The 23,367-nt window shown below is 42.1% G+C and carries 24 protein-coding genes; 19 read left to right on the top strand and 5 right to left on the bottom strand.

What is annotated here, in order from left to right:
- Positions 1–355: 355 nt before the first annotated feature.
- The 5 genes from N0M92_RS04500 to N0M92_RS04480 all read left to right on the top strand — a co-directional run bounded on the left by N0M92_RS04500 (position 356) and on the right by N0M92_RS04480 (position 4,392).
- Positions 356–1,159 carry a transporter substrate-binding domain-containing protein gene (locus N0M92_RS04500; RefSeq protein ID WP_260284836.1) on the top strand — a complete coding sequence of 268 codons (804 nt, stop codon included), beginning with the start codon at positions 356–358 and terminating at the stop codon, positions 1,157–1,159.
- 131 nt (positions 1,160–1,290) lie between these two features.
- Positions 1,291–1,950: an amino acid ABC transporter permease gene (locus N0M92_RS04495; RefSeq protein WP_207439437.1), complete on the top strand. Its 660-nt coding sequence runs from the start codon at positions 1,291–1,293 to the stop codon at positions 1,948–1,950.
- The gene (locus tag N0M92_RS04490) at positions 1,943–2,665 is read left to right on the top strand and encodes an amino acid ABC transporter ATP-binding protein (RefSeq protein WP_260284649.1); all 723 of its coding nucleotides are present in this window, start codon (positions 1,943–1,945) and stop codon (positions 2,663–2,665) included. The genes N0M92_RS04495 and N0M92_RS04490 overlap by 8 nt, the downstream gene beginning before the upstream one ends.
- Before the next feature lie 190 nt (positions 2,666–2,855).
- The gene (locus tag N0M92_RS04485; RefSeq protein ID WP_260284648.1) at positions 2,856–3,845 is read left to right on the top strand and encodes an aromatic acid exporter family protein; all 990 of its coding nucleotides are present in this window, start codon (positions 2,856–2,858) and stop codon (positions 3,843–3,845) included.
- 31 nt (positions 3,846–3,876) lie between these two features.
- Entirely contained in the window at positions 3,877–4,392 is a 516-nt protein-coding gene (locus tag N0M92_RS04480) for a L,D-transpeptidase (protein WP_260284647.1), read from the top strand.
- 37 nt (positions 4,393–4,429) lie between these two features.
- On the opposite strand, the gene prli42 is transcribed toward N0M92_RS04480, so the two are convergent.
- Positions 4,430–4,525: a stressosome-associated protein Prli42 gene (gene prli42 / locus N0M92_RS04475; protein ID WP_260284646.1), complete on the bottom strand. Its 96-nt coding sequence runs from the start codon at positions 4,523–4,525 to the stop codon at positions 4,430–4,432.
- A gap of 166 nt (positions 4,526–4,691) precedes the next feature.
- Between prli42 and mce the strand changes: the two genes are divergently transcribed.
- The 5 genes from mce (at position 4,692) to gndA (ending at position 11,240) form a co-directional block, all read left to right on the top strand.
- The gene (gene mce / locus N0M92_RS04470) at positions 4,692–5,117 is read left to right on the top strand and encodes a methylmalonyl-CoA epimerase (RefSeq protein ID WP_260284645.1); all 426 of its coding nucleotides are present in this window, start codon (positions 4,692–4,694) and stop codon (positions 5,115–5,117) included.
- Positions 5,114–6,664 (top strand): acyl-CoA carboxylase subunit beta, encoded by a 1,551-nt coding sequence (locus tag N0M92_RS04465; RefSeq protein WP_192205433.1) that lies wholly within the window; start codon positions 5,114–5,116, stop codon positions 6,662–6,664. Before mce ends, N0M92_RS04465 begins: the two co-directional genes overlap by 4 nt.
- Positions 6,665–6,885: 221 nt before the next feature.
- Positions 6,886–8,007 carry a tripeptidase T gene (locus tag N0M92_RS04460; RefSeq protein ID WP_260284644.1) on the top strand — a complete coding sequence of 374 codons (1,122 nt, stop codon included), beginning with the start codon at positions 6,886–6,888 and terminating at the stop codon, positions 8,005–8,007.
- Positions 8,008–8,510: 503 nt separating this feature from the next.
- Positions 8,511–9,785, top strand: coding sequence for a DNA polymerase IV (locus N0M92_RS04455; protein WP_260284643.1), 1,275 nt, complete (start codon positions 8,511–8,513; stop codon positions 9,783–9,785).
- Between the two features lie 42 nt (positions 9,786–9,827).
- Positions 9,828–11,240, top strand: coding sequence for an NADP-dependent phosphogluconate dehydrogenase (gene gndA / locus N0M92_RS04450; RefSeq protein ID WP_260284642.1), 1,413 nt, complete (start codon positions 9,828–9,830; stop codon positions 11,238–11,240).
- 126 nt (positions 11,241–11,366) lie between these two features.
- Here gndA and N0M92_RS04445 read toward each other — a convergent pair whose 3' ends face one another.
- Positions 11,367–11,540: a hypothetical protein gene (locus tag N0M92_RS04445; RefSeq protein ID WP_034308217.1), complete on the bottom strand. Its 174-nt coding sequence runs from the start codon at positions 11,538–11,540 to the stop codon at positions 11,367–11,369.
- 295 nt (positions 11,541–11,835) lie between these two features.
- Between N0M92_RS04445 and N0M92_RS04440 the strand changes: the two genes are divergently transcribed.
- Positions 11,836–11,997, top strand: coding sequence for a hypothetical protein (locus N0M92_RS04440; RefSeq protein WP_260284641.1), 162 nt, complete (start codon positions 11,836–11,838; stop codon positions 11,995–11,997).
- Between the two features lie 43 nt (positions 11,998–12,040).
- Here N0M92_RS04440 and zwf read toward each other — a convergent pair whose 3' ends face one another.
- Positions 12,041–13,540 carry a glucose-6-phosphate dehydrogenase gene (zwf, locus tag N0M92_RS04435; protein ID WP_260284640.1) on the bottom strand — a complete coding sequence of 500 codons (1,500 nt, stop codon included), beginning with the start codon at positions 13,538–13,540 and terminating at the stop codon, positions 12,041–12,043.
- Between the two features lie 231 nt (positions 13,541–13,771).
- On the opposite strand from zwf, the gene rnz reads away from it, so the two are divergent.
- The 5 genes from rnz (at position 13,772) to N0M92_RS04410 (ending at position 18,633) form a co-directional block, all read left to right on the top strand.
- On the top strand, positions 13,772–14,713 hold the full coding sequence (rnz, locus tag N0M92_RS04430) for a ribonuclease Z (protein WP_260284639.1): 942 nt from the start codon (positions 13,772–13,774) through the stop codon (positions 14,711–14,713).
- Positions 14,714–14,776: 63 nt separating this feature from the next.
- A complete protein-coding gene (locus N0M92_RS04425) occupies positions 14,777–15,595 on the top strand; it encodes a phytoene/squalene synthase family protein (RefSeq protein ID WP_260284638.1) in 819 nt (272 codons plus the stop codon).
- A gap of 208 nt (positions 15,596–15,803) precedes the next feature.
- Positions 15,804–16,799 (top strand): ABC transporter substrate-binding protein, encoded by a 996-nt coding sequence (locus tag N0M92_RS04420; protein WP_076365486.1) that lies wholly within the window; start codon positions 15,804–15,806, stop codon positions 16,797–16,799.
- A gap of 33 nt (positions 16,800–16,832) precedes the next feature.
- Positions 16,833–17,864 carry an ABC transporter permease gene (locus N0M92_RS04415; RefSeq protein WP_260284637.1) on the top strand — a complete coding sequence of 344 codons (1,032 nt, stop codon included), beginning with the start codon at positions 16,833–16,835 and terminating at the stop codon, positions 17,862–17,864.
- Positions 17,839–18,633: an ABC transporter ATP-binding protein gene (locus N0M92_RS04410; protein ID WP_260284636.1), complete on the top strand. Its 795-nt coding sequence runs from the start codon at positions 17,839–17,841 to the stop codon at positions 18,631–18,633. Before N0M92_RS04415 ends, N0M92_RS04410 begins: the two co-directional genes overlap by 26 nt.
- A gap of 160 nt (positions 18,634–18,793) precedes the next feature.
- Here N0M92_RS04410 and N0M92_RS04405 read toward each other — a convergent pair whose 3' ends face one another.
- Entirely contained in the window at positions 18,794–19,345 is a 552-nt protein-coding gene (locus N0M92_RS04405; protein WP_260284635.1) for a MerR family transcriptional regulator, read from the bottom strand.
- A gap of 287 nt (positions 19,346–19,632) precedes the next feature.
- Between N0M92_RS04405 and N0M92_RS04400 the strand changes: the two genes are divergently transcribed.
- The gene (locus N0M92_RS04400; RefSeq protein WP_260284634.1) at positions 19,633–20,064 is read left to right on the top strand and encodes a VOC family protein; all 432 of its coding nucleotides are present in this window, start codon (positions 19,633–19,635) and stop codon (positions 20,062–20,064) included.
- A 99-nt stretch (positions 20,065–20,163) separates the two neighbouring features.
- Here N0M92_RS04400 and proC read toward each other — a convergent pair whose 3' ends face one another.
- Entirely contained in the window at positions 20,164–21,009 is an 846-nt protein-coding gene (gene proC / locus N0M92_RS04395) for a pyrroline-5-carboxylate reductase (RefSeq protein ID WP_260284633.1), read from the bottom strand.
- Positions 21,010–21,522: 513 nt separating this feature from the next.
- Between proC and N0M92_RS04390 the strand changes: the two genes are divergently transcribed.
- Both N0M92_RS04390 and N0M92_RS04385 read left to right on the top strand, forming a co-directional pair.
- Positions 21,523–22,491: an MBL fold metallo-hydrolase gene (locus tag N0M92_RS04390; RefSeq protein WP_260284632.1), complete on the top strand. Its 969-nt coding sequence runs from the start codon at positions 21,523–21,525 to the stop codon at positions 22,489–22,491.
- Positions 22,491–23,306 carry an SDR family NAD(P)-dependent oxidoreductase gene (locus N0M92_RS04385; RefSeq protein ID WP_192205418.1) on the top strand — a complete coding sequence of 272 codons (816 nt, stop codon included), beginning with the start codon at positions 22,491–22,493 and terminating at the stop codon, positions 23,304–23,306. Before N0M92_RS04390 ends, N0M92_RS04385 begins: the two co-directional genes overlap by 1 nt.
- Positions 23,307–23,367: the final 61 nt, after the last annotated feature.

Genomic DNA, 23,367 nt, shown 5'->3' with positions numbered 1-23,367 from the left:
GTTTTTTTTAGAAACAAACCGTAGTCAAACTCTCTTTTCTTGAAGTTTGAATACAGTCTGAAAACCGCCCTTTCGGCGGATTTTTTTATACAGGATTTTGCATAAGTCAGGGGCATTTAGGAAAGAAGATAGATAAGGATGCCGGTATATTCCCTTTGGAGCTTTAAACGCAAAATTTAGAAATGGAATTATAGTAATATTCTGAAAAATAAATCTATTATTTACGTTATTGAATAATTATAAGAGTGTGTTAAAATACACATTAGTGTATGAATATTAGTTATTCAAATTTTAACTAAACCAAATTCAATAACAAGAGAATTGAAAATATCATTTTGGAGGAATAATAATGAAGTTGAAAAAGCAGTTAGCATTGTTGCTTACTTCTGTTTTATTAGTAGGTATTTTAGCAGCATGCGGAACATCGGGGAAAGAAGATAAGGACACAGCAGGTACAGACGGCAAAAAGGTCCTGGTAATGGGAACATCTGCGGATTATCCGCCATTTGAATATGTTGAAACATCTAAAAGTGATGAAATTAAAGGATTTGACATCGATATCGCTAAAGCAATCGGAAAAAAATTAGGTTATGAGGTTGAAGTGAAGGACATTGACTTTAATAGTCTTGTGCCTGCTCTGGAAAATAAATCGGTCGATTTCGTTATCTCTGGAATGACTCCAACTGAAAAACGTGAGCAATCAGTCGATTTCAGTGATATTTACTATACAGCTAAAAACATGATCATCACGACAAAGGACAGCAAAATCAAAACTGTTGAAGATTTAAAAGGGAAAACCGTAGGCGTACAGCTTGCATCCATTCAGGAGACATTGGCAAATGACTTGAATAAATCCCAAGATATCGGGATGAAAATTGAAAAACGGAATCGTATACCTGAGGTTGTTCAAGAAATGTCAACAGGACGTTTCGATGCCGTAATCATGGAAGATACTGTTGCAAAAGGCTACTTGAATGATAATAAAGATTTGGTGGGGCATTTGATCGAGTCCGGTGAACAAGATGCTGGTTCGGCTATCGCTTTCCAAAAGGGAAGCAAGTTAACTGAAGAATTCAATGCCGAGTTGAAAAAAATGTTAGAGAACGGTGAAATGGAAAAGTTAATATTAAAATGGTTCGGTGGCAGTGAAACTAAATAATACAGAGAGATGAAAAGCGTTCAGAAGAGATTGAGTATGCCTTCTGAACGTTTTTCCGCGCTTTATTGTTAATAAAATGAAGCAGGAGGAAGGACCTGGTATAAAGGCCTTCATAAGAGAGGATGAATGGAGTGAATCTGGAATTTGAAAGGATTATGCCTTCCCTTCCATATATCCTGGAGGGGATACCGACAACATTAAAGGTTGTAGCGGTAGCGGCCGTAATCGGATTTGTTTTGGGAATTTTACTATCTATACTTAAAATCAGCAGAATTAAGCCCTTAAATTGGATTGCTGACTTTTATACATCCATTTTTCGCGGTACACCTTTGGTGTTGCAATTAATGCTGATTTATTTTGGTTCACCACAAATATTAGGGATTCAAATCGAAGCCTTCCAAGCAGCATTTTTAGCATTCGGGCTAAATTCAGCGGCATACATCTCTGAAATTATCAGGGGAGGCATTTTAGCTGTCGATAAAGGCCAACGAGAGGCATCGCTTGCACTTGGGGTTCCCTATTCAGGTATGATGCTAAATATTATCCTTCCGCAGGCCATCAAGAATATCCTGCCATCGCTTGTGAACGAATTGATTTCCTTAACCAAGGAATCAGCCGTTGTCACAATTATTGGATTAGGGGATATCATGCGCCGTTCTTATATTGTCGGCGGTGAGACATATAAATTCTTCGAGCCGATATTATTTGCCGGTCTCATTTATTATGTGATGGTCATGGTTCTCACCATCTTAGGCAAAGTGATTGAAAGGAGAATGAGACGCAGTGATTAAAATTGATGGACTCAAAAAAAACTATGGTAAGCTCGAAGTATTAAAAGGAATCAGCACCGAGATAGGGCAGGGAGAAGTGTTAGCAATCATCGGCCCATCCGGTTCGGGAAAATCAACTTTCTTACGCTGCATCAATATGCTTGAAACTCCAACTGATGGTCAAATCATGTTTAAAGATCAAATCATCACTGAAAAAAAGACCAATATCATGAAAGTGCGTGAAAATGTCGGGATGGTATTTCAACATTTTCATTTATTTCCGCATAAAACCGTACTGGAGAATCTGACATATGCACCTATGAAGGTGAAAAAACTATCAAAGGCCGAGGCTGTAAAACAAGCTCGTGAACTCTTGAACAAAGTAGGTTTGTCCGATAAAGAATCGACTTATCCTAATCGTCTATCAGGCGGGCAAAAACAAAGGGTCGCGATTGCGCGGGCATTGGCAATGAACCCGGAAGTAATCCTTTTCGATGAACCGACTTCAGCGCTTGATCCCGAGATGGTAAAAGAAGTGCTCGAGGTTATGAAGTCACTGGCACATACGGGGATGACCATGCTGATCGTAACGCATGAAATGGGATTTGCCAGGGAAGTGGCCGATCGTGTACTATTCCTGGATGGGGGTCTGCTTGTTGAGGAAAGTGCTCCGGAAGAATTCTTTTCCAATCCGAAAAGCCAGCGTGCAAAAGACTTCTTGGAAAAAGTTTTATAAGCTGAAGAAAATAGTATATAATTGTAAAAAAGGTAACGTTTAGGTTACCTTTTTTATTTTTTTCCTATAATGTATTTTTGTGTGAATGTATTTAGAAAAAATGGAAATTTAACTCGTAAAGGACTGTAAAAATATCTGATTTCCTGATAGTATTATAATAGATAGAGAAAGAGCCGGGTGATACATAACAATGTTTAAAATCGGGTACAGGACGATTAAAACTGCTTTGGGGGCCACCCTGGCAATTATTATTGCACAAATGCTTAATCTCGAATATTTCTCTGCTGCGGGAATCATTGCGATCTTATGCATTCAAGTTACAAAAAAGAAGTCGGTGTATGCCTCCTGGCACCGGTTTTTAGCTTGTTTGATCGCAATGGCCTATGCATCCCTATTCTTTCATTTCATCGCATTCCATCCGCTGATAATAGGTTTGATTCTCTTGATTTTCATTCCAACGGCTGTTGCCTTGAAGATTAATGAGGGGATTGTGACGAGCAGCGTCATCATCATGCATCTATACGGGGCGGGTGACATCACTTTTTCCCTGCTGATCAATGAAACGATATTAATCGCGGTTGGAGTTGGTGTGGCGCTTGTCATGAATCTGTACATGCCCAGTGTCGATGACAAACTGCTGGCCTACCAGGAAAGCATCGAAACGAACTTTAGTGCGATCTTGATGGGAATTGTCCGCTATTTAAGGGATAATGATCACACATGGGATGGTAAGGAAATCACCGAAACGGCCAATCTTCTTAATCAAGCCAAAAGCCTTGCCTTCAGGGACGTGGAAAATCATTTTTTAAGGGAGGAAGACCTGTATTACCATTATTTCAAAATGCGTGAAAAGCAATTTGAAATAATTGAGCGAATTCTGCCCCTTGTCACGAATATTCCATTGGTCGTAAAGCAAAGCGGAATAGTGGCTGATTTTATAGAAGATTTGGCAGAAAACGTCCACCCACAAAATACGGCCATTCTTTATCTGAAGAAGCTTGAAGAAATGGAGATTCATTTTAGGGGAATGGCACTGCCGCAGACAAGGGAAGAGTTCGAATCCAGGGCCGCATTACTGCAGCTCATGAAGGAAATGGAGCGTTATTTATTGTTGAAGCATTCCTTCAAGGGACTACCCAAGCAGAAAGGCAACCGAATGAAAAAGAGGCACTTGGCTTAAACTAAGCAAAAAAGTGAAGGAATGATACAACATGAAATGGATTCTTTCTTTGTTGCTTATGCTACTTTTGTGGCCGTTGCAGGTACAGGCCCAACCTCAATCGGTTAAGCCTGGCGATCCGTTTATCATCATCAATAAAGCTAACAATAAATTGGCGTTCATTGATGATAATGAGGTCAAGGAAATTCTGCCGGTCGGTACGGGAAAGAGTCAGGAACTTACACCCGAAGGGATTTTCACGGTCAAGGTAAAGGCAGTCAATCCATATTACCGGAAAAAAAATATTCCTGGCGGCGATCCCAGGAACCCTCTGGGGTCGCGGTGGATTGGATTCGATGCACGAAATACCGATGGGAGGATTTACGGCATTCATGGTACGAATAATCCATCATCAATTGGTAAATACATTTCAAATGGCTGTGTACGGATGCATAAATCCGATGTAGAGCGTTTGTACGAAAAAGTCCCCATCGGCACTAAAGTTTTGATCACCATATCGAACGAGGATTTCGAAACGTTGGCAAAGAAAAATGGAGCGATAAAATAAAGAGAGGGAAGCTTTGCTCCCCTCCCAACGGTTTCTATTACAAAAGAAATGCGATACCTGATAATAAGCTCATTAATAACATTGAGATAAGCATTAAATACACGACGATTTTTCTGACTTTCTTGTTTCCCATATGCTCTCTCCCTTAAAACAGTTTAATTGATTTTATTTTAACTTGAACATTTAGTAGAAACAAGTAAAAGTATAATGTTCATATTATTCCGAATCTTAAAAGGCTTTAATGCAAGATTAGTAGTATTCTAATGGAGTCATCCAATAATACATAGCATGGGGGTTTTATGATGATTAAAAATATCGATCATATAGGTATTGCCGTCAAGTCACTGGAGGAGACCTTGCCACTTTACACGGAAACGTTGAAATTGAAACTTGAAGGAATCGAGACAGTTGGGAGCCAAGGAGTGAAAGTGGCCTTCATCCTGGCAGGCAATACCCGTTTGGAGTTGTTGGAAGCGTTGTCACCGGCAAGTCCAATCGCCAAATTCATCGAAAAACGCGGTGAAGGGATTCATCATGTGGCACTTGGCGTCGATGACATCGAAGAGAGAATAAAAGAAATCAAAGAATCTGGATTGCGGATGATTGATGATTCATCAAGAAAGGGAGCACACAATGCGGATGTTGCTTTCGTTCATCCCAAGTCTACCGCGGGTGTATTATATGAGCTTTGTGAACAAGCAGTATCAAAGGAGGAGCAGGAATGACAGACATATACGATACGATCAATGACCTATATGACAGACGCCGCAAAGTGGAAATGGGCGGCGGAGAAGAAAGAATCGATAAGCAGCATGAAAAGGGCAAACTTACTGCAAGGGAAAGAATTGAACTTTTAGTTGATCCGGGTACTTTCATAGAGCTTAATCCTTTTATCAAACACCGTAATACCAATTTTGGCATGGAAAAGGAAGAAGGGCCAGGAGAAGGGGTTGTCACCGGTTACGGAAAGGTCAACGGCCGTGATATTTATCTGTTTTCACAGGATTTTACTGTTTTTGGCGGGGCACTCGGTGAAATGCATGCTCTGAAAATTGCCAATGTTATGGATTTGGCAGCGGAGAATGGAGCCCCTTTCATAGGTTTAAACGATTCTGGTGGGGCGCGTATTCAAGAAGGCGTGGTTTCGCTTGACGGATATGGCCAAATTTTTTACCGGAATTCCATTTATTCAGGGGTCATACCACAGATTTCGGTTATTATGGGACCTTGTGCAGGTGGAGCCGTATATTCCCCAGCCATAACAGACTTTGTCTTCATGGTTGAAAAAACGAGCCAAATGTTCATAACAGGTCCTAAAGTCATTGAAACGGTTACAGGGGAAAAGATTTCATCTGAAGGATTGGGTGGAGCGGCAGTACATAATACCATAAGCGGTAATGCCCATTTCAAGGGAGCATCTGAGGAGCAAGTATTGGCGGACGTTAGACGTCTCCTGAGTTATCTTCCACAAAACAATGAAGAGAAGCCGCCGGTTTTGGAAGCCGACGAAGGAGATGACTACCGTCCGGACTTAACGGATGTAGTCCCTTATGAAGGGATCCGTCCATATGATGTTCGGAAAGTATTGGAGCAGGTTGTCGATGAGGATTCCTTTATGGAAGTTCAAGAGGGCTTTGCGAAAAACATAGTGGTCGGCTTGGCGCGTATCAAAGGGAAATCAGTGGGGCTTGTCTGTAACCAGCCAAAGGTGTTGGCTGGGGGACTTGATATTGATTCATCAGATAAGGCTGCCCGTTTTATTCGTTTCTGTGACTCGTTCAACATTCCGCTAATTACATTTGAAGACGTTTCAGGGTTTTTCCCGGGCGTTAAACAAGAACATGGCGGGATCATTCGCCATGGTGCAAAGCTGCTATATGCTTATTCGGAAGCAACAGTACCAAAATTGACGATCATTCTGCGTAAAGCGTACGGAGGAGCTTACGTTGCTCTTAATAGTAAATCCATCGGTGCGGATCTGACGTTTGCATGGCCGAATGCTGAAATCGCTGTAATGGGATCTGCTGGAGCGGCAAATATCATTTTTGCCCGGGAAATTCAAAATAGCCAAGATCCGGAAGCGACACGTGCAGCTAAAATTGAAGAATACCGTGAGAAGTTCGCCAATCCATATGTTGCCGCAAGTCTTGGAATGGTGGATGATGTAATTGATCCCCGTGAAACCAGGATTAAGATCATTCAATCTCTTGATATGCTGCGCAACAAAAAAGAAAACCGGCCATGGAAAAAACACGGAAATATTCCGTTGTGATCCGGTCCAACATTACAAGGAGCCCAAATTATCTTTTTTGGGCTCCTTTCCATACTGGGGAAGATATCATTAAAAAGAAAACCATTTATAAGCCATCATTCACATTTTGGCAGGGAAATGGCCAGCATGCCATTCTGGGGCCTTCCTTTTCACTTTATTTGCCGGGGCGCCGCTTTTAGAAGTATAATTAAAGAGGAAAACTTTTTTGGAGGTTTTATTTTATGATAAATGAAGAACGTTTAGTTAAAGAATTTATGGAATTGGTGCAGATTGATTCCGAAACGAAAAATGAAGCAGCCATCGCCAAAGTGCTGAAAGAAAAATTCGGGGCACTGGGTGTAGAGGTTTTTGAAGATGATACAACAGCAGTTACCGGTCATGGTGCAGGGAATTTAGTATGTACTTTAAAAGGAATGAAAGAAGGCGTGGATACCATTTATTTCACATCCCATATGGATACGGTTGTACCGGGTAATGGAATCAAGCCTTCCATCAAGGATGGATACATAGTGTCAGACGGAACGACCATTTTAGGTGCGGATGACAAAGCTGGATTAGCGGTCATGTTAGAAACGCTTAAAGTGTTGAAAGAACAGAATATCGAACATGGTACAATTGAATTCATCATTACAGTAGGTGAAGAATCTGGCTTGGTTGGGGCAAAGGCATTGGATCGCTCCCTTGTAACGGCTAAATTCGGTTTTGCACTTGATAGTGATGGAAAAGTGGGAAATGTGGTTGTTGCTGCACCTACTCAGGCGAAAGTATCTGCAACCATTTTAGGCAAGACTGCTCATGCTGGTGTAGCTCCTGAGAAAGGCGTTTCGGCCATTACGATCGCTGCCAAAGCAATCTCTAGAATGCCATTGGGCAGAATCGACGAGGAAACGACAGCCAATATCGGACGTTTCCAGGGGGGACAGCAAACCAATATTGTTTGTGACCATGTTGAAATCCTTGCAGAAGCAAGATCTTTGATTCCTGAAAAAATGGAAATACAGGTAGCGAAAATGAAAGAGGCATTCGAGACTGCAGCCATTGAAATGGGCGGACGTGCTGAAGTTGAAGTTAACGTCATGTATCCTGGTTTTAAATATGGTGCTGGTGATCATGTAGTCGAAATCGCAAGAAAGGCAGCAGAGAAAATCGGCCGTCCTTGCGAGCTGGTTAAAAGCGGCGGAGGAAGCGATGCGAATGTCATTGCAGGCTTTGGCATCCCTACTGTCAATCTCGCAGTGGGCTATGAAGATATCCATACTACGAATGAAAGAATCCCAGTTGAGGAATTAACGAAGCTAGCTGAAATGGTTGTCACTATCATCAAAGAAGTATCAGGGGAATAATCACCCAAAATATGACAGGTAGATGGAGGAGAGTTTCCTGAGTAAAAAGGTATCGGACTTCTTGCAGAGGGCGTGGAATATGCCGTGCCTAATGAATTCGTGATTCCATCGCAAGACCTGATGCCTTGCTTTCCGGATTTCCTGTAACCAGGTAAATCAGCCCAGGCTATGATGGTCAAAGGTGGATTGCAATAAAGACGGATATCCTCCATCAAACTATTGTCCAGGGTCACGTGAAATCTTGATTTTACCGAATATATTCAAGGGGTTGCCTTTTGATTACGATCATTGATCGGCAAAAACTCGTATATATTTGCCAAGGTGTTAACAGTATTGAAGGAATATATGAACAGTCATCAATGACATGATGGCTGTTTTTCTTGGAGTGGAAGCATCTTTCAACGTGGTTACCAAAGATAAATAGGGGTACCTTAATAGAAGTGATTTTTTATTGGGCCTATTATCCGGTATTTTTTAATTTTACAAGGATGTGACGGTCAAACATGAAGGACATGTATCCCAAAAATGGCAGGGTCATTCTCCATGTAGACATGAATAGTTTCTATGCTTCAGTGGAAATGTCATATGATGTTTCATTAAAAGGCAAACCGCTTGCCATTGCTGGCAATGTTGAAGAGAGAAGGGGCATAATCGTCACCTGCAGCTATGAGGCGAGGAAGTTCGGGGTTAAAACGACCATGCCGATTTGGCAGGCGAAAAAACTATGTCCTCAATTAGTCATTCAGAAACCGAATTTCGAGCGTTATCGAAAGGCATCGCTGGCTATTTTTGATGTTTTAAGACAATATACAGAGATGGTTGAACCGGTTTCGATAGATGAGGGGTATCTGGATATTAGTGAATGCGCCGAATTGGGATCTCCTTTAGATATAGCCAATAGCATTCAGGAAAGAATTTTTAATACGATGGATCTCCCTTGCAGCATCGGGATTGCCCCTAATAAATTTTTGGCCAAAACTGCTTCTGATATGAAGAAGCCAATGGGAATCACTGTGTTAAGGAAACGGGACATTTCGGAAAAGCTCTGGCCTTTACAAGTTGGCCAAATGCATGGCATCGGGGATAAGACCTCGGAAAAGCTTCGAACTATCGGGATAATGACGATCAGGGACCTTGCACATGCCAATGATAGGCAACTTAAACAGCTTCTAGGGATCAATGGCATCCGTTTGAAAGATAGGGCTAATGGAATCGACCAAAGGGCAGTGGATCCCGAAGCGATTTTTGAGCATAAGAGCATTGGGAACTCTACAACTCTTCCGCATGACTCCACCAATCAAAAAGAACTGATCGGTGTACTGGATAAGCTATCCGGGAAGGTAGCAGCCCGTTTGAGAAATAAACGCCTGCTTGGTCAAAAAATAGGTGTGACGATTCGTTACAAAGACCGCCGCACAATAACGAGAAGCAGAACGGTCCCTAATCCAGTTTTTGAAAAAAAGGATATTTTGGATGGAGCTATCGATCTCTTTATGAAAAATTGGAATGGGGAAGGAATCAGGCTTCTTGGTGTCACGGCCTATGATGTCATCGAAAAAGAGTCGGCCTTCAAGCAACTGGATATTTTCTCCTTTCAAGAGGATGCAGAAAAAGAACCTCTGTATGAAGCGATGGAACACTTGCAAAATAAGTACGGAGAAAATATTATTAAAAAGGGATTACCCTTGAAAAACCGTTCAATTGGAACAGACACTAGCTTCAGCAAAGATTTCTTTGGGCAATCCAGGAGGAATGATCCTTCTTTTGACAAAGAATAGCGTACAAGCTGTGTAAAGATATAGAGAAGGGAAAGATGAAGCATGACAAAACAACAGATTGGCGTTATCGGACTAGCCGTAATGGGCAAGAACCTTGCATTTAATATTGAAAGCAGGGGATATTCAATTTCCGTGTATAATCGCTCAGGATCAAAAACGGACGAAATGATGAAGGAAGCGGAAGGCAAAAACGTAACAGCCGCTTATACGCTTGAAGAATTCGTCAATTCTTTGGAAACGCCACGCAAAATTTTATTGATGGTTAAAGCCGGGGCGGCAACAGATGCAACGATCGAGCAATTAAAACCGTTACTTGAAAAAGGCGATATCGTTATTGATGGAGGGAATACCTTCTTCAAGGACACTCAGCGCCGCAATGAGGAATTAAGCAAGCTTGGCATTCATTTCATCGGTACAGGCGTCTCAGGAGGGGAAGAAGGAGCTCTAACAGGTCCATCCATCATGCCTGGAGGTCAAAAAGAAGCATATGAACTTGTTGCACCGATTTTGAAGGATATTTCAGCTAAGGTCGACGGTGATGCTTGCTGTACGTATATCGGACCGGATGGAGCAGGTCATTATGTTAAAATGGTACATAATGGTATTGAATACGGGGACATGCAGTTGATTTCCGAATCATATTTCCTTTTGAAAAATCTCCTTGGATTATCTGCCGAAGAATTTCATGAAGTCTTTACTGAATGGAATCAAGGGGAACTTGACAGCTATTTAATTGAAATTACTGCTGATATTTTCAAAAAATATGATGAAGAAACCGGTAAGCCGATGGTCGATGTCATTTTAGATAAAGCTGGCCAAAAAGGTACGGGGAAATGGACAAGTCAAAGTGCGCTTGATCTTGGCGTTCCGCTTCCAATCATTACGGAATCCGTGTTTGCCCGGTTTATTTCAGCAATCAAGGACGAGCGTGTTGAAGCGAGTAAAATCCTTCGTGGTCCAAAAGCCGAATCATTTACAGGCGACAAAAAGGCTTTGATAGAAAATATCCGTAAAGCACTTTATATGAGCAAAATCTGTTCATATGCACAAGGATTTGCACAAATGAAAGCAGCATCAGAAGAAAATGACTGGAACTTGCAATATGGGGAAATCGCGATGATTTTCCGTGGCGGCTGTATCATTCGTGCACAATTCCTCCAAAAAATCAAAGAGGCGTACGATCGTGAAGCGAACTTGAACAATCTTCTTTTAGATCCATACTTCCAAGGGATCGTCGAAAGCTATCAAGGAGCTTTACGTGAGGTAGTGTCAACGGCTGTGATGAACGGAATTCCGGTTCCTTGCTTGTCATCAGCACTTGCCTATTTCGACAGCTATCGCACAGAAACGCTGCCAGCTAACCTGATTCAAGCTCAGCGTGACTATTTTGGAGCTCATACTTATCAACGTATTGATAAAGAAGGAACGTTCCATACCGAATGGATGGAAAAATAAAAAGTTCAAGCCGGTATAAAAGGGGATCCCCTTTTATACCGGCTTTTTTTGGTTGTAATATTCATCATGTTTAAGTACCTCGGATGCACAGAAGAAAAGGGCGCTTCCATGCGCCCTCTTTTTTTGCTATCTCCGATGCTCTACAAGGTCGATGACCCCTAATACAACATGTGCCAAACCGAAACCAAAAACCGTATTAGCAACCATTTTGTTTGAGCCCCGGGTCTGCTTCATTGCATAACCCGCAGCTGTCACGGCTGTGCCCAACGCTGTTGGAATTAATCCTTCACGAATGTCCATAAGTTTAATCCCTCCACACCGAAGTTAGTGGTGCCGTCCTCTGGCACCTTTTCTAGTGTAACCTTAGCAAGGATTTAGCATTCTTTTTTTTATGAGGGTAAAAATGGTAAAAATGAACTAATTGTAAATAGTTCCAATTATTTTACCCTTTTTAGGGAAAATGTAGTATGATGTATGTCATTCATCCTTGCTTTTTAGGTTTAAACACCTGCGGAAAAAGGAATATAAACATTGAAAGAGTTGGTCGGACCGTAGGATACAGTAGGCAGAAAGAAGAGAGAAGGAGCGGAGACTTATGTTCATCATCTGGTGGGCTGTAGCCATTTTTTTATTTTCCATTGCCTTAGAATCTGGTGTTTCCTTTTGGCTTAATTCAGAAATAGAGGAAGAAATGTCTAAGCCCAAGGAAATGTTTGATATTATCCGGAATAAATTGCTGAGGAAAAGTGTTTCATGAATGAAGAAGGGATGCAGATTCAAATCTGCATCCCTTCTTCATTTCAGTCAATATCATTTTCGTTATTCTTGATTTCCCACCAAATATGTCCGTCTTCTTCCAGGAGTTCATCGGATGCCAGCGGACCTGTGGATCCCGCTTCATAGTTAGGGAAAGACTCGTCCTTAGTATTTTCCCATGCATTGGAAATGGTATCGACGAACTTCCATGATAGGGCAACCTCGTCCCAGTGCGTAAAGTTGGTAGCATCCCCGCGCATGCTGTCAAACAATAGCTTTTCATATGCCTCAGGAGAATTGATGTGTTCGATCCCTTTGTTGGAGACGGTCAGTTTTACTGGCTTTGTATTGGATGTCGTCCCGGATTTCTTAACATTTAAGTACAGTGTGATCCCTTCGTCAGGCTGGATATGGATAACGAGAAGATTCGGGTTCAGCGTTTCTTCCGTTTTATAATACAGATTCATTGGGATATCTTTGAATTGAACGACGATATTCGTTGATTTGACATCCATCCTCTTACCGGTACGGATATAAAAAGGAACACCGGCCCAACGGAAGTTATCAATCATCAATTTACCCGCCACATAGGTCTCAGTGTTGGATTCGGGATCTACATTATGTTCATTGCGGTAGGCCGGAAGTGTTTGACCGTCTATCGTTCCTTCCCCATATTGGCCACGGACGAAGTATTGATTGACTTCGTCCACTTTCATTGGTCGAAGTGAGCGCAATGCCCGCACTTTTTCGCTTCGAATCTCTTCTGTCGTCAAAGCGATCGGGGGTTCCATGGCAAGTAAGGCCACCATTTGGAGCAGATGATTTTGGACCATATCCCTTAGGGCACCGCTGGTTTCATAGTAACGTCCACGTTCTTCAACGCCAAGTGTTTCGCTTGAAGTAACCTGGATATTGGATATATATCTGTTATTCCAAAGCGGCTCGAATAGGGCATTTGAAAAACGTATGACCTCAATATTTTGTACCATTTCTTTACCTAAATAATGATCGATACGGTAGATTTCATCTTCAGCGAATGCCGTTCGAATCTGCCCATTCAATTTTTGTGCTGTTTCGAAACTGTGTCCAAACGGCTTTTCTATGACAAGGCGCTTATATCCATTCGTGTCGGTCAGGCCTTGAGCTTTAATCTGTTCGGCAATCGTTCCGAAAAACTCGGGTGCCATCGCCAAATAGAAGATCCGGTTTCCTTCTAATTGATATTGTCCGTCCAATTTTTCGGCAATGTCCTTCAACTGCAGATATGATTCCGAACTGGAGACATCATGGGAGTGATAATGGAAATGGGAAATGAATTCGTCGACCTTTTCTTTTGCATGTCCGAAAGTAAGTATGGAATCCTTGACACTTTTTTGGAACTCCTCATTCGTCAATGGCCTCCTTGCTACTCCAACCACTGCGAACTTATTTATTTTCTCTTTTTGAAATAGTCGATATATGGAAGGAAACAATTTCCTTTTCGCTAAATCTCCGGTAGCACCAAAAATCATGATAAGTGCTGTGGGTTTATTGTTTTCTGTCATGTTAAAACCTCAACTTTCCGTTAAATCTGTCTATAAAGTTGGAATTCCCGTATGTGTACCAATTTCTAATTTTACGTTTAGCTTTCCCTCAAAGCAATCAATTTGCGCATTTTTTCTCATATTTCATTAAAAGTTTAATTTGGTTTCGGTTTTTAGGGGTCATAAATGAAACAGGGCTTTGGTTATGCTATAGTTAATCATAAAGAAGCATTTGCAACGGAGGTAGTATGAGTGGATTTCGTTTTATTGGGTACAGGCGCCGGCGTTCCGGCTAAAGCGCGTAATGTGACATCAATCGCCCTGCAATTATTGGAAGAACGAGGGACGGTTTGGTTATTCGATTGTGGGGAAGCAACACAGCATCAAATATTAAAAACCGCGGTCAAGCCGCGAAAGGTTGAAAAGATCTTCATCACCCATTTACATGGTGACCATATCTTCGGACTGCCTGGATTTTTAAGCAGCAGATCTTTTCAGGGCGGTGTGGATAAATTGACCGTATATGGTCCACAAGGAATAGATGCATTTATTAAGACGAGCTTACAGGTGAGTGGAACTCATTTAAAATATCCCTTGGAAATCATCGAAATTGAAGAAGGCGCAGTGTTTGAGGATGAACAATTCACAGTCACGGCCATGTCGCTTGATCATGGCATTTACAGCATCGGTTACCGGATTGTTGAAAAAGATCGTCCAGGAAGCTTACTGGTCGACCGGCTGCGTTCTGAAGGTGTGAAGCCGGGGCCTCTTTTTAAAGCATTGAAAAATGGACAAACAGTCTGTCTCGATGATGGCCGTGTCTTAAATGGGAAGGACTATCTCAGTGCTCCGCAAAAAGGACGGATCATCACGATTCTTGGTGATACAAGAATGTGCAGCAATGCGCTCATTCTTGCTGAATCGGCGGATTACCTTGTTCATGAAGCTACATTTTCAGCGGAAGAATCCGAAATGGCATCAGCCTATTATCATTCGACCACGATTCAGGCTGCAGAAACGGCTTTGAAAGCGGGAGCTAAGAATCTAATCCTTACGCATATCAGCTCACGGTATACTCCGGAGGATGCCGAGAGGCTAAAAGAGGAAAGCAAAGCGGTCTTTGCAAACACGATTATGGGTGAAGATCTAATGGCAATTAAAGTTCCTTTGTATTCAGGGGAATCGGGCAGCTGAAATCAAAGCCAATGTTTGATATAATTAATCAATTGTTCATTGGATATTTAAAGGAGTGTAAATATGACTGACAAAAGTGACCTACATACTAAAGCAATGGATTTTCTCCTAAAAACAAGCCGGACTTTTTTCATTCCAATCAGCTATCTTCCAAAGGGATTGCAAGAGGCTATTGGAGCTGCGTACCTTTGCATGCGCGCCATCGATGAGATCGAGGATCACCCCGGTCTTCCTGCAGATATTAAGGTTTCCCTTTTAAAGGCTCTTAGTGAGTTGCTTGATGCGGATTTCAGGGAAGAAGATCTTCAATCGTTATTTGAACCATATAAGGATGATCTTCCCGAGGTGACCCTGTTTCTTTCGGACTGGATTGAATTTTGTCCTTCCGGTGCAAAAGACAAAGTCTTGGAATCGACAAAGGAAATGGCCGAAGGCATGGCAAAATGGGTTACTATGGACTGGCAAATCCATAATGAAGAGGAACTCGATGATTACACATATTATGTTGCAGGTTTAGTGGGGGTCATGCTGTCTGATATGTGGAACTGGTACGATGGAACCGAAACGGACCGCGAACTTGCCATCGCATTTGGACGCGGACTCCAAACGGTCAATATCCTGCGTAACCGTGAGGAAGATGCAGAACGTGGTGTGAACTTTTATCCGGATGGCTGGGGTTTCGACGAGATGCTTGCCCATACGGAACATAATCTTGCATTAGCCGATGTGTACATTGGAGAGATTGAAACGAAAGAGATCATCCAATTCTGTAAAATACCCTTGGAATTGGCAAAGGCCACATTGAAAGCCCTAAAAGAAGGCAAAGAAAAAATCGATCGTACTACAGTTACCGAAATTGTCAGCCAAGTTGTCGAACACTGATTTTTCCATAAAGCTGCTTTGAAAGTTACCATCCCTTTCAAAGCAGCTTTTTTTATGTTTTATATTTAGAACTCAAAAAATTCTAAAAAGTTAAAAAATATATTGGAATAATTGGGACTAAACGATTATAATTTAGGAAATAAAAGCGAAAAAGTTGACGTCGCTAGAAAAAGCCTAATCTTAAATAAGAAAAAAGCGGGGGGAAAATATGAAAAAGAAATTATATTCAACTGCAGCTATGACATTGGTCGCAGGATTATTATTGGCTGGGTGTGGAAATGACAAGGAAAAAGATACGGCAAAGGATGAAAGCAAAAAGGATACCTTCAACATTGGAGTAACACAAATCGTTCAGCATGATTCCCTGGACCAGGCTTATGAAGGGTTCCAGGCGGCATTGAAGGATAGTGACATCAATGCCAAATATGATCTTCAAATTGCACAGGGTGACCAAAATAATAGTCAAACGATCGCCAATAACTTTGTTGGGGATAAAGTGGATTTAATCTTTGCCAATTCTACTCCTAGTGCTCTTAGCGCTTTGAATGCGACAAAGGATATACCAATCGTTTTTACATCGGTTACCGATCCTGTAGCGGCGGAGCTCGTTACATCTTTGGATAAGCCAGGCGGAAATGTGACGGGTACGACGGATTCCCATCCTGAAGCCATTGCCAAATCAATGAAATTCCTGGCAGAAGAACTTGGCGCCAAGACAATTGGGACCGTTTATAATACAGGGGAGCAAAACTCCGTCGTCCAAATAAAAAACGTGAAAGCGGAAGCAAAAAAAGCGGGCTTGAAAGTCGTTGAAGCATCCGTGTCCACTTCAGCCGAGGTTAAACAGGCAACGGAATCATTAATCGGAAAAGCCGATGCTTTCTATATCATTACTGATAATACCGTTGTTTCAGCACTGGAATCGGTCATTTCGGTGGCAAATGATAAAGATATTCCATTGTTTGTTGGTGAGCTTGATTCCGTGAATGCTGGTGGTTTTGCAGCATATGGATTCAGTTACTATGATATTGGTTATGAAGCGGGGCAAAAAGCGGTTGAAATCTTGAAGGATGGCAAAAAGCCTGGAGATATCGCAGTTCAATATCCACAAAAGCTGAAATTGGTCATCAATGAAAAGGCAGCAAAAGATATGGGTGTTGAAATAAAAGAAGAATGGAAAGCAGATGCTGAGTTTGTAAAATAAACTCTGCTTTTGTTCGGGGAAGGAAGAAAAAAAATGTTCTCAGCTTTATTCAACTCTTTTGAGTCGGGAATGATTTATGCGATTATGGCACTAGGTGTTTATTTAACATTCAGGATTCTCGACTTCCCTGATATGACTGTGGAAGGCAGTTTTGTGACAGGTGCCTCTGTGGCCGCCATTATGATCGTTAACGGTTTCTCGCCAGCCATGGCCACGTTTTGTGCCATGGTGGCAGGTTTCATTGCTGGGACAATAACGGGATTCCTGCATACGAAAGGGAAAATCAATCCACTTCTGGCAGGTATCTTAATGATGATTGCCCTCTATTCCATCAATTTAAGGATCATGGGTGCATCCAACATTCCGTTGCTTTCTCAAACGACCATTATCACGAATATCCAGGATGCATGGGCTGGCACTGGCATGGACAATATGTTGAATGGTCTTTTATCGATCGTGGGCCTTGGTGATAGCTTGCCAAAAACGTGGGCCATACTAATTGTTATGTTGATTGTGGCTTTAATCATTCAAGCTGGGATGTCAGCTTTTTTAAAAACGGAAATCGGTCTAGCTTTACGGGCAACGGGTGATAATGAAGAGATGGTCAAGAGTTTTTCCGCCCATACAGGAAACATGAAGATCCTGGGCCTTGCGATTGGAAATGCACTTGTGGCTTTCTCGGGTTCCTTGGTTGCCCAATATAATGGGTTTAGCGATATTGGCATGGGGATTGGAATCATCGTCATCGGATTGGCATCCGTTATAATTGGCGAAGCATTATTTGGTTCCAAAACGATTGCACGTGCGACCCTTGCGGTCATTGGAGGAGCGATCATTTACCGAATCGTCGTAACTTTGGCACTTCGCGTAGAATTTCTTGAAACAGGCGATGTTAAATTAATTACGGCACTTATTGTGGTAGGGGCACTTGTCATTCCGAAAATTACCGATAAACAAAAAGAGAAAAGCCGAAAGAAAAGGCGTCTCAAAGAAATACAGATGCGCCATGGCGGGACTTTATCGAAAGGGGGAGAAGGATATGCTTCAGTTAAATCAGATTTATAAGGTCTTCAATGAAGGGACACCAGATGAAAAGCTAGCCCTTGGGAATCTGGAGCTGCAGATGGCAAAAGGCGAATTTATTACAGTCATCGGGAGTAATGGGGCAGGTAAATCGACGCTGATGAACATGATATCCGGCAAAATTCTCCCTGACGCCGGTGAAGTCATCATTGATGGGGAAAATGTATCGGCCATTGAAGAACATGCCCGTGCTAAAATGATTGGCCGTGTTTTTCAGGATCCCATGCTTGGTACGGCTCCACATATGACGATTGAAGAAAATATGGCAATCGCTTATGGCAGAACCAATAGAAGAGGATTAGGCTTCGGGGTGACAAAAAAACGGAAAGAACTTTTTAAAGAATGTTTGGGTACCCTTCATTTAGGCCTGGAAAATCGGATGAGTGCAAAAGTGGGATTATTATCAGGAGGGGAGCGCCAGGCATTATCATTGTTGATGGCGACCTTCACTGATCCTAAAATCCTCCTTCTTGATGAACATACAGCCGCTCTCGATCCTTCCAGGGCAGAGCTTGTTACAAATCTGACGAAGGAAATCGTCGAAAAGAACAAGCTAACGACGTTGATGGTGACTCACAATATGCAGCAGGCAATCGATCTTGGAAATTCCTTGATCATGATGGATAAAGGACAAATCATTTTTGAAGCAAGAGGTGCTGAAAAGCAGAAGCTTACCGTTGAAAAACTGCTTAACGAATTCCAGCGCATCAAAGGCGAAAAAATGCTCAATGACCGTGCAGTGTTGATTTAAGATGAGAAAAGGCCCGACCCAGGTGAGACTTAAACCTTGGCCGGGCCTTTTTATTTTTGGGGTGATTAATTAGATCAGGTCCTATTACTGAAGAAATGCCTGGCATGAGAAAAATGGCTATCGTGGGGTGCTCATGATCCATCTTGAATGATAATCGATGTTAATCGCTGTCGGCTGTGCTCCATGATGAACTATCATTCTTTCTGTTTCCAAAAATCATTTTTATAAATGGCCTTTTCTTTGTCTTTTTAGTGGCAGCAGCCTCTTCAGCCGCGAGTAAATAATCAAACGGCTGACCCATTGGTGTTTCTAACGCTTCGATACGGGCTTCGAGTTTCTTAACGAGTTTGTGCATGTCTTCCATTTCACTTCTGTGCTGTAAAAGCTGATAGGATACAACATCGTCCGCTTTTGTTTTCAGCCCATTTTCAAGCCGGGTGACCCGTTCTAGCAGTTGATCATGTTCTTTATCCGATTCGGAGTGTTTCTGGATGGTTGCTTTTCTAATTTTTTTCTCTGAGATGCTGACCTTTTGGAGAATGATGCCTTCGTTCAGCTGATCTTGGATTTTTCTCAATAATGCAATGTCTTCATCCGAAAACTGGTAGTGGCCAAGCTGATTCCGTTCTACTTCCATGTTCAATTGGGTGACCCAGCGTTGAATCGTACTATGGGAAACATTCAGTAACCGGGCAACTGCACTTGTATTCATCGAGATTCCCCCTTTTGGTTGTTGAATTCGATAAGTATGAGGGAATTCCTTTACAGATGACAAAACATGTATTCATTCGGCAAAGAAAGTGAAATTCCTACGTAATTTGCATAAGGATCAATTCAAGGTGGAATCCCCCTTGGAGTGATCCTTCTGCAATTGTTGAGCACTTTTAGGAACTTTAAGAAGCATTTGTGATGGTGTGGCTGATAACCAATCAAGATATAAAGGGAAAAGTGATCCAGATGTCGAATTTACCCTTAAAACATGGAAAAAGGAGGACTAGCATGAACAGGATCAACATTATCACTTTAGGTGTCAGGGATATTACTGAATCATTGAGGTTTTACCGGGACGGATTGGGATTCCGTACATCGATTAAAGAGGACGAACCCGCAATCGTATTTTTTAATAATGCCGGAACGAAACTTGCTTTGTATCCTTTAGAGGAGCTAGTAAAAGACATCAATGAGAAAGAACCGCCTAAGAAAAAGGGGTTCCCGGGTCTTACGCTCTCTTATAATGCTAAATCAATTGAAGAAGTGGATGATGTGATCGACAAGGCTGGAAAGGCTGGGGGAACAATTGAAAAATCACCTCAGGATGTTGTTTGGGGAGGATACAGCGGATATTTTTCAGACCCCGACGGTTACTATTGGGAGGTTGCGTATTCGAAGGATTGGAGTTTCGATGAAAATGATATGCTGATTATAAAGTAACGCTGTTACCCTTTATAAGATGCGCGGATCTTATAAAGGGCTGTTGCCTGGCCACTGCTGTAGGAGTGGCCAGGCAACAGCTGATCATCATCATGCGTCTTACTGCGAAACTACATATTTGGCTAGTTCTTTACTTATTTGATTTCCCATTCGCTTCGATTGCTCTGTCGCTTCTTGTACACAGGCAATGAATGCTTCTTCCACTTGATGTGCTTGAAGTGCTTTCAGACCTGCTTCAGTCGTTCCGCCTGGTGAAGTTACTTCCTTTCTTAGTACGGCAGGCGTTTTTGGTGATTTCTGTAACATATCGGCCGCACCCATCAGTGTCTGCAAAATCAATTGCTTGGCGGTTTCGGAATCGAGACCTATTTTTTCTGCCGATTTTTCCAATGCCTCTACCAAGTAATAAATATAAGCCGGGCCGCTGCCTGATAAGCCTGTTACCGCATCTAGCTGGGTTTCGTCTACGACTGCCACCGTACCTACCGTTTCAAAAAGGGTAATCGCCGTTTGTAATTGCGAGTCCTTCGTATGACCGTTAGCCGCAAGGGCCGTTGCTGATTTTCCTACAGCTGCCGATGTATTAGGCATGGCACGGACGATCGAGAACCGCTTGTTGGCGATTCCTTCCAAGCTTGTTGTATGGACCCCGGCAACAACGGAAATGAACAGCATTTCCTCACGGATGTATTCTTTTATTGATTGCATCGTTTCTAAAATATCTTTCGGTTTCACCGCCAGGACGACAAGGCTTGCATCCTGTACTAATTGCTGCAGCGATCTTGTGGCAGTAACACCATATTGGTTCTTTAAATAATCGAACCGATCATCATTTGATTTATTTGTTACAAAAATATTTGCTGGTTCGATCACCTGTTGGGTCACCAGCCCTGAAATGATTGCTTCTGCCATCGATCCAGCTCCGATAAACGCGATTTTTTCCATATTTCCCGCTCCTTTTTCTTTTGTATTTTCGGCCTTTTTTTTGAAAAACAAAAAGACCCCTCATCCAATAAAGGACGAAAGGTCTAGCTTCCGTGGTACCACCTTTGTTCAACTTTTCCATAACGAATAAACAGAAAAGCTGCACTTGAATCCTCTAACGCGGGAATTACGTCAGGTTTTCCTGAAGGCTCATAAGGTAGGTTCAATAATGAGGGGGCGGTGAAGCCTTTCAGCACATTCCGAGCTTCACTCTCTTTACGCCATCATAAATTTACTTGGCCTTAATCAATGCCACGCCGTCTTTAATTACTTGTGATTATGAAGGATATATCAGTACTCTGTCAATGATAATATATGCAAGGACGACAAAAAGTAGACATGAATTATGTGAAAATAATGACAGTGATTTAAAATACATGTAAAATGGTAATTATACATGATAAGTATACTAGGAATCCTGTTTAGCGTATAAAAAGATTTATATAAATATAATTTTCTAAGGTGGATAAGATAATGGCGAATTGGAATGGAGATATTGCAAAACTTGCTTTGCCCACGCCGTTTGCAGTGGGTGATGTGAATGTTTATGTAGTTAAAGGGGATGCTTTAACGTTAATCGATACGGGAGTGAAAACAAAACGATCAAAGGAAGCCCTGACTAAAGGGCTTGGGGATTTGGGACTGAAACTGACCGATATCGAACAAATCATTTTAACCCATCATCATCCTGATCATGCTGGTGCACTCGATTTCTTTGAAAAGGAAATCCCGGTTTATGGACACAAAAATAATCAGCGCTGGTTGACTATCAGTGATGAATTCCTTGAAACCCATAATCGTTTTTTCCTTGATTATGCCACAAAGTTCGGAGTGGCAGAAGAGCTGAAAAATGAACTGACCCATAACCGCAACGAAATCAGTTTCCTTAGTGAACGGAAGCTTCATGGATATTTGGCTGAGGGAGATGAGCTCCCTGGTCTTCCAGGCTGGAAAGTGATCGAGACTCCTGGGCATGCTCAAAGCCATTTATCCTTTTACCGGGAAAGTGACGGTGTCATGATTGCAGGCGATCACTTGCTTGCCAAGATCTCACCTAATCCATTAATGGAACCACCTTTACTTCCCGGAGGCATGAGGCCTCGTCCTTTACTGCAATATAATGCATCACTTCAGAAATTATTGGATCTTTCCATCACCACTGTTTACTCCGGACATGGATCTGAAGTGGAAGGAGATGCGGTTGCCGACTTGATTCAATATCGATTCGAGCGGCAGCATAACCGTGCCATGCAGGTGAAAAACATGCTTCAAGATCGGCCTTTATCGGCCTTTGAAGTTTGTCAGCAGCTTTTCCCGAAAGTATACCTTCAGGAAGTTGGCCTGACACTTTCGGAAACGGTCGGTCAGTTGGACTATTTAGAAGACTTGGGTGAAGTCGAAACAGAAATCCAATCAGGGGTCATTCTGTATTCAATCGCTTAATGTTCGCAAGGAGGCTCATTTTTTTGAATAAGTTGCAAGGTAAAGTCATTGTTATTACCGGTGCTTCCGGAGGGATTGGCAAGGAAGTTGCCATTCAAAGTGCAAAGCAGGGAGCCCGTCTCGTCCTCTTGGCCAGAAGCCTGGATAAATTACTGCAGCTAAAGAATGAACTGATCACCCAATATGGGATTGATGCATATGCCTATAAGCTTGATGTTGCAGATACTGATCAGGTGACAAATGTATTTAATGACATCCATGCGCAAATAGGAGAAGTGGATGTGTTGGTCAACAATGCTGGTTTCGGCACGTTTAAAGAAGCACAGGATACGGAGTTAAATGAAACGAAAGCAATGTTTGCTGTCAATGTCATTGGATTGATGGCCTGCACAAAGCTGGTTCTTCCGTATATGAAGCTGAGAAAAGCGGGGCATATCATCAACATAGCTTCACAGGCCGGTAAAATCGCCACTCCTAAATCAACATTGTACTCTTCGACCAAGTTCGCGGTTCTTGGCTATTCAAACGCACTTCGGCTCGAGCTGATGGACGATCATGTTTTTGTGACCACCGTCAATCCTGGACCCATAGAAACGAATTTCTTTAACATTGCGGATGAATCAGGTACATACTTAAAGAATGTTGAAAAATTCATGCTTAAGCCTGGAGATGTCGCTGCCAAAATCGTAGCGGCGATGCTGACCAATAAGAGGGAAATCAATCTCCCTGGCTGGATGAATTTAGCTGGGAAATGGTATAACATGTTTCCAAAGATCACAGAAACATTAGGGAAAAAAGCATTTTTTAAAAAGTAGGCTAAACTTTCGATTCCGGAAAAGGCGAAAGTCGGTCTAATAATAGGCAAAGGGGAATGTC

Source organism: Peribacillus aracenensis, from assembly GCF_025175645.1.
GTDB lineage: Bacteria > Bacillota > Bacilli > Bacillales > DSM-1321 > Peribacillus > Peribacillus aracenensis.
Note: the sequence above shows the minus strand (reverse complement) of the source record. Positions and strands in the feature narration are given on the sequence as shown.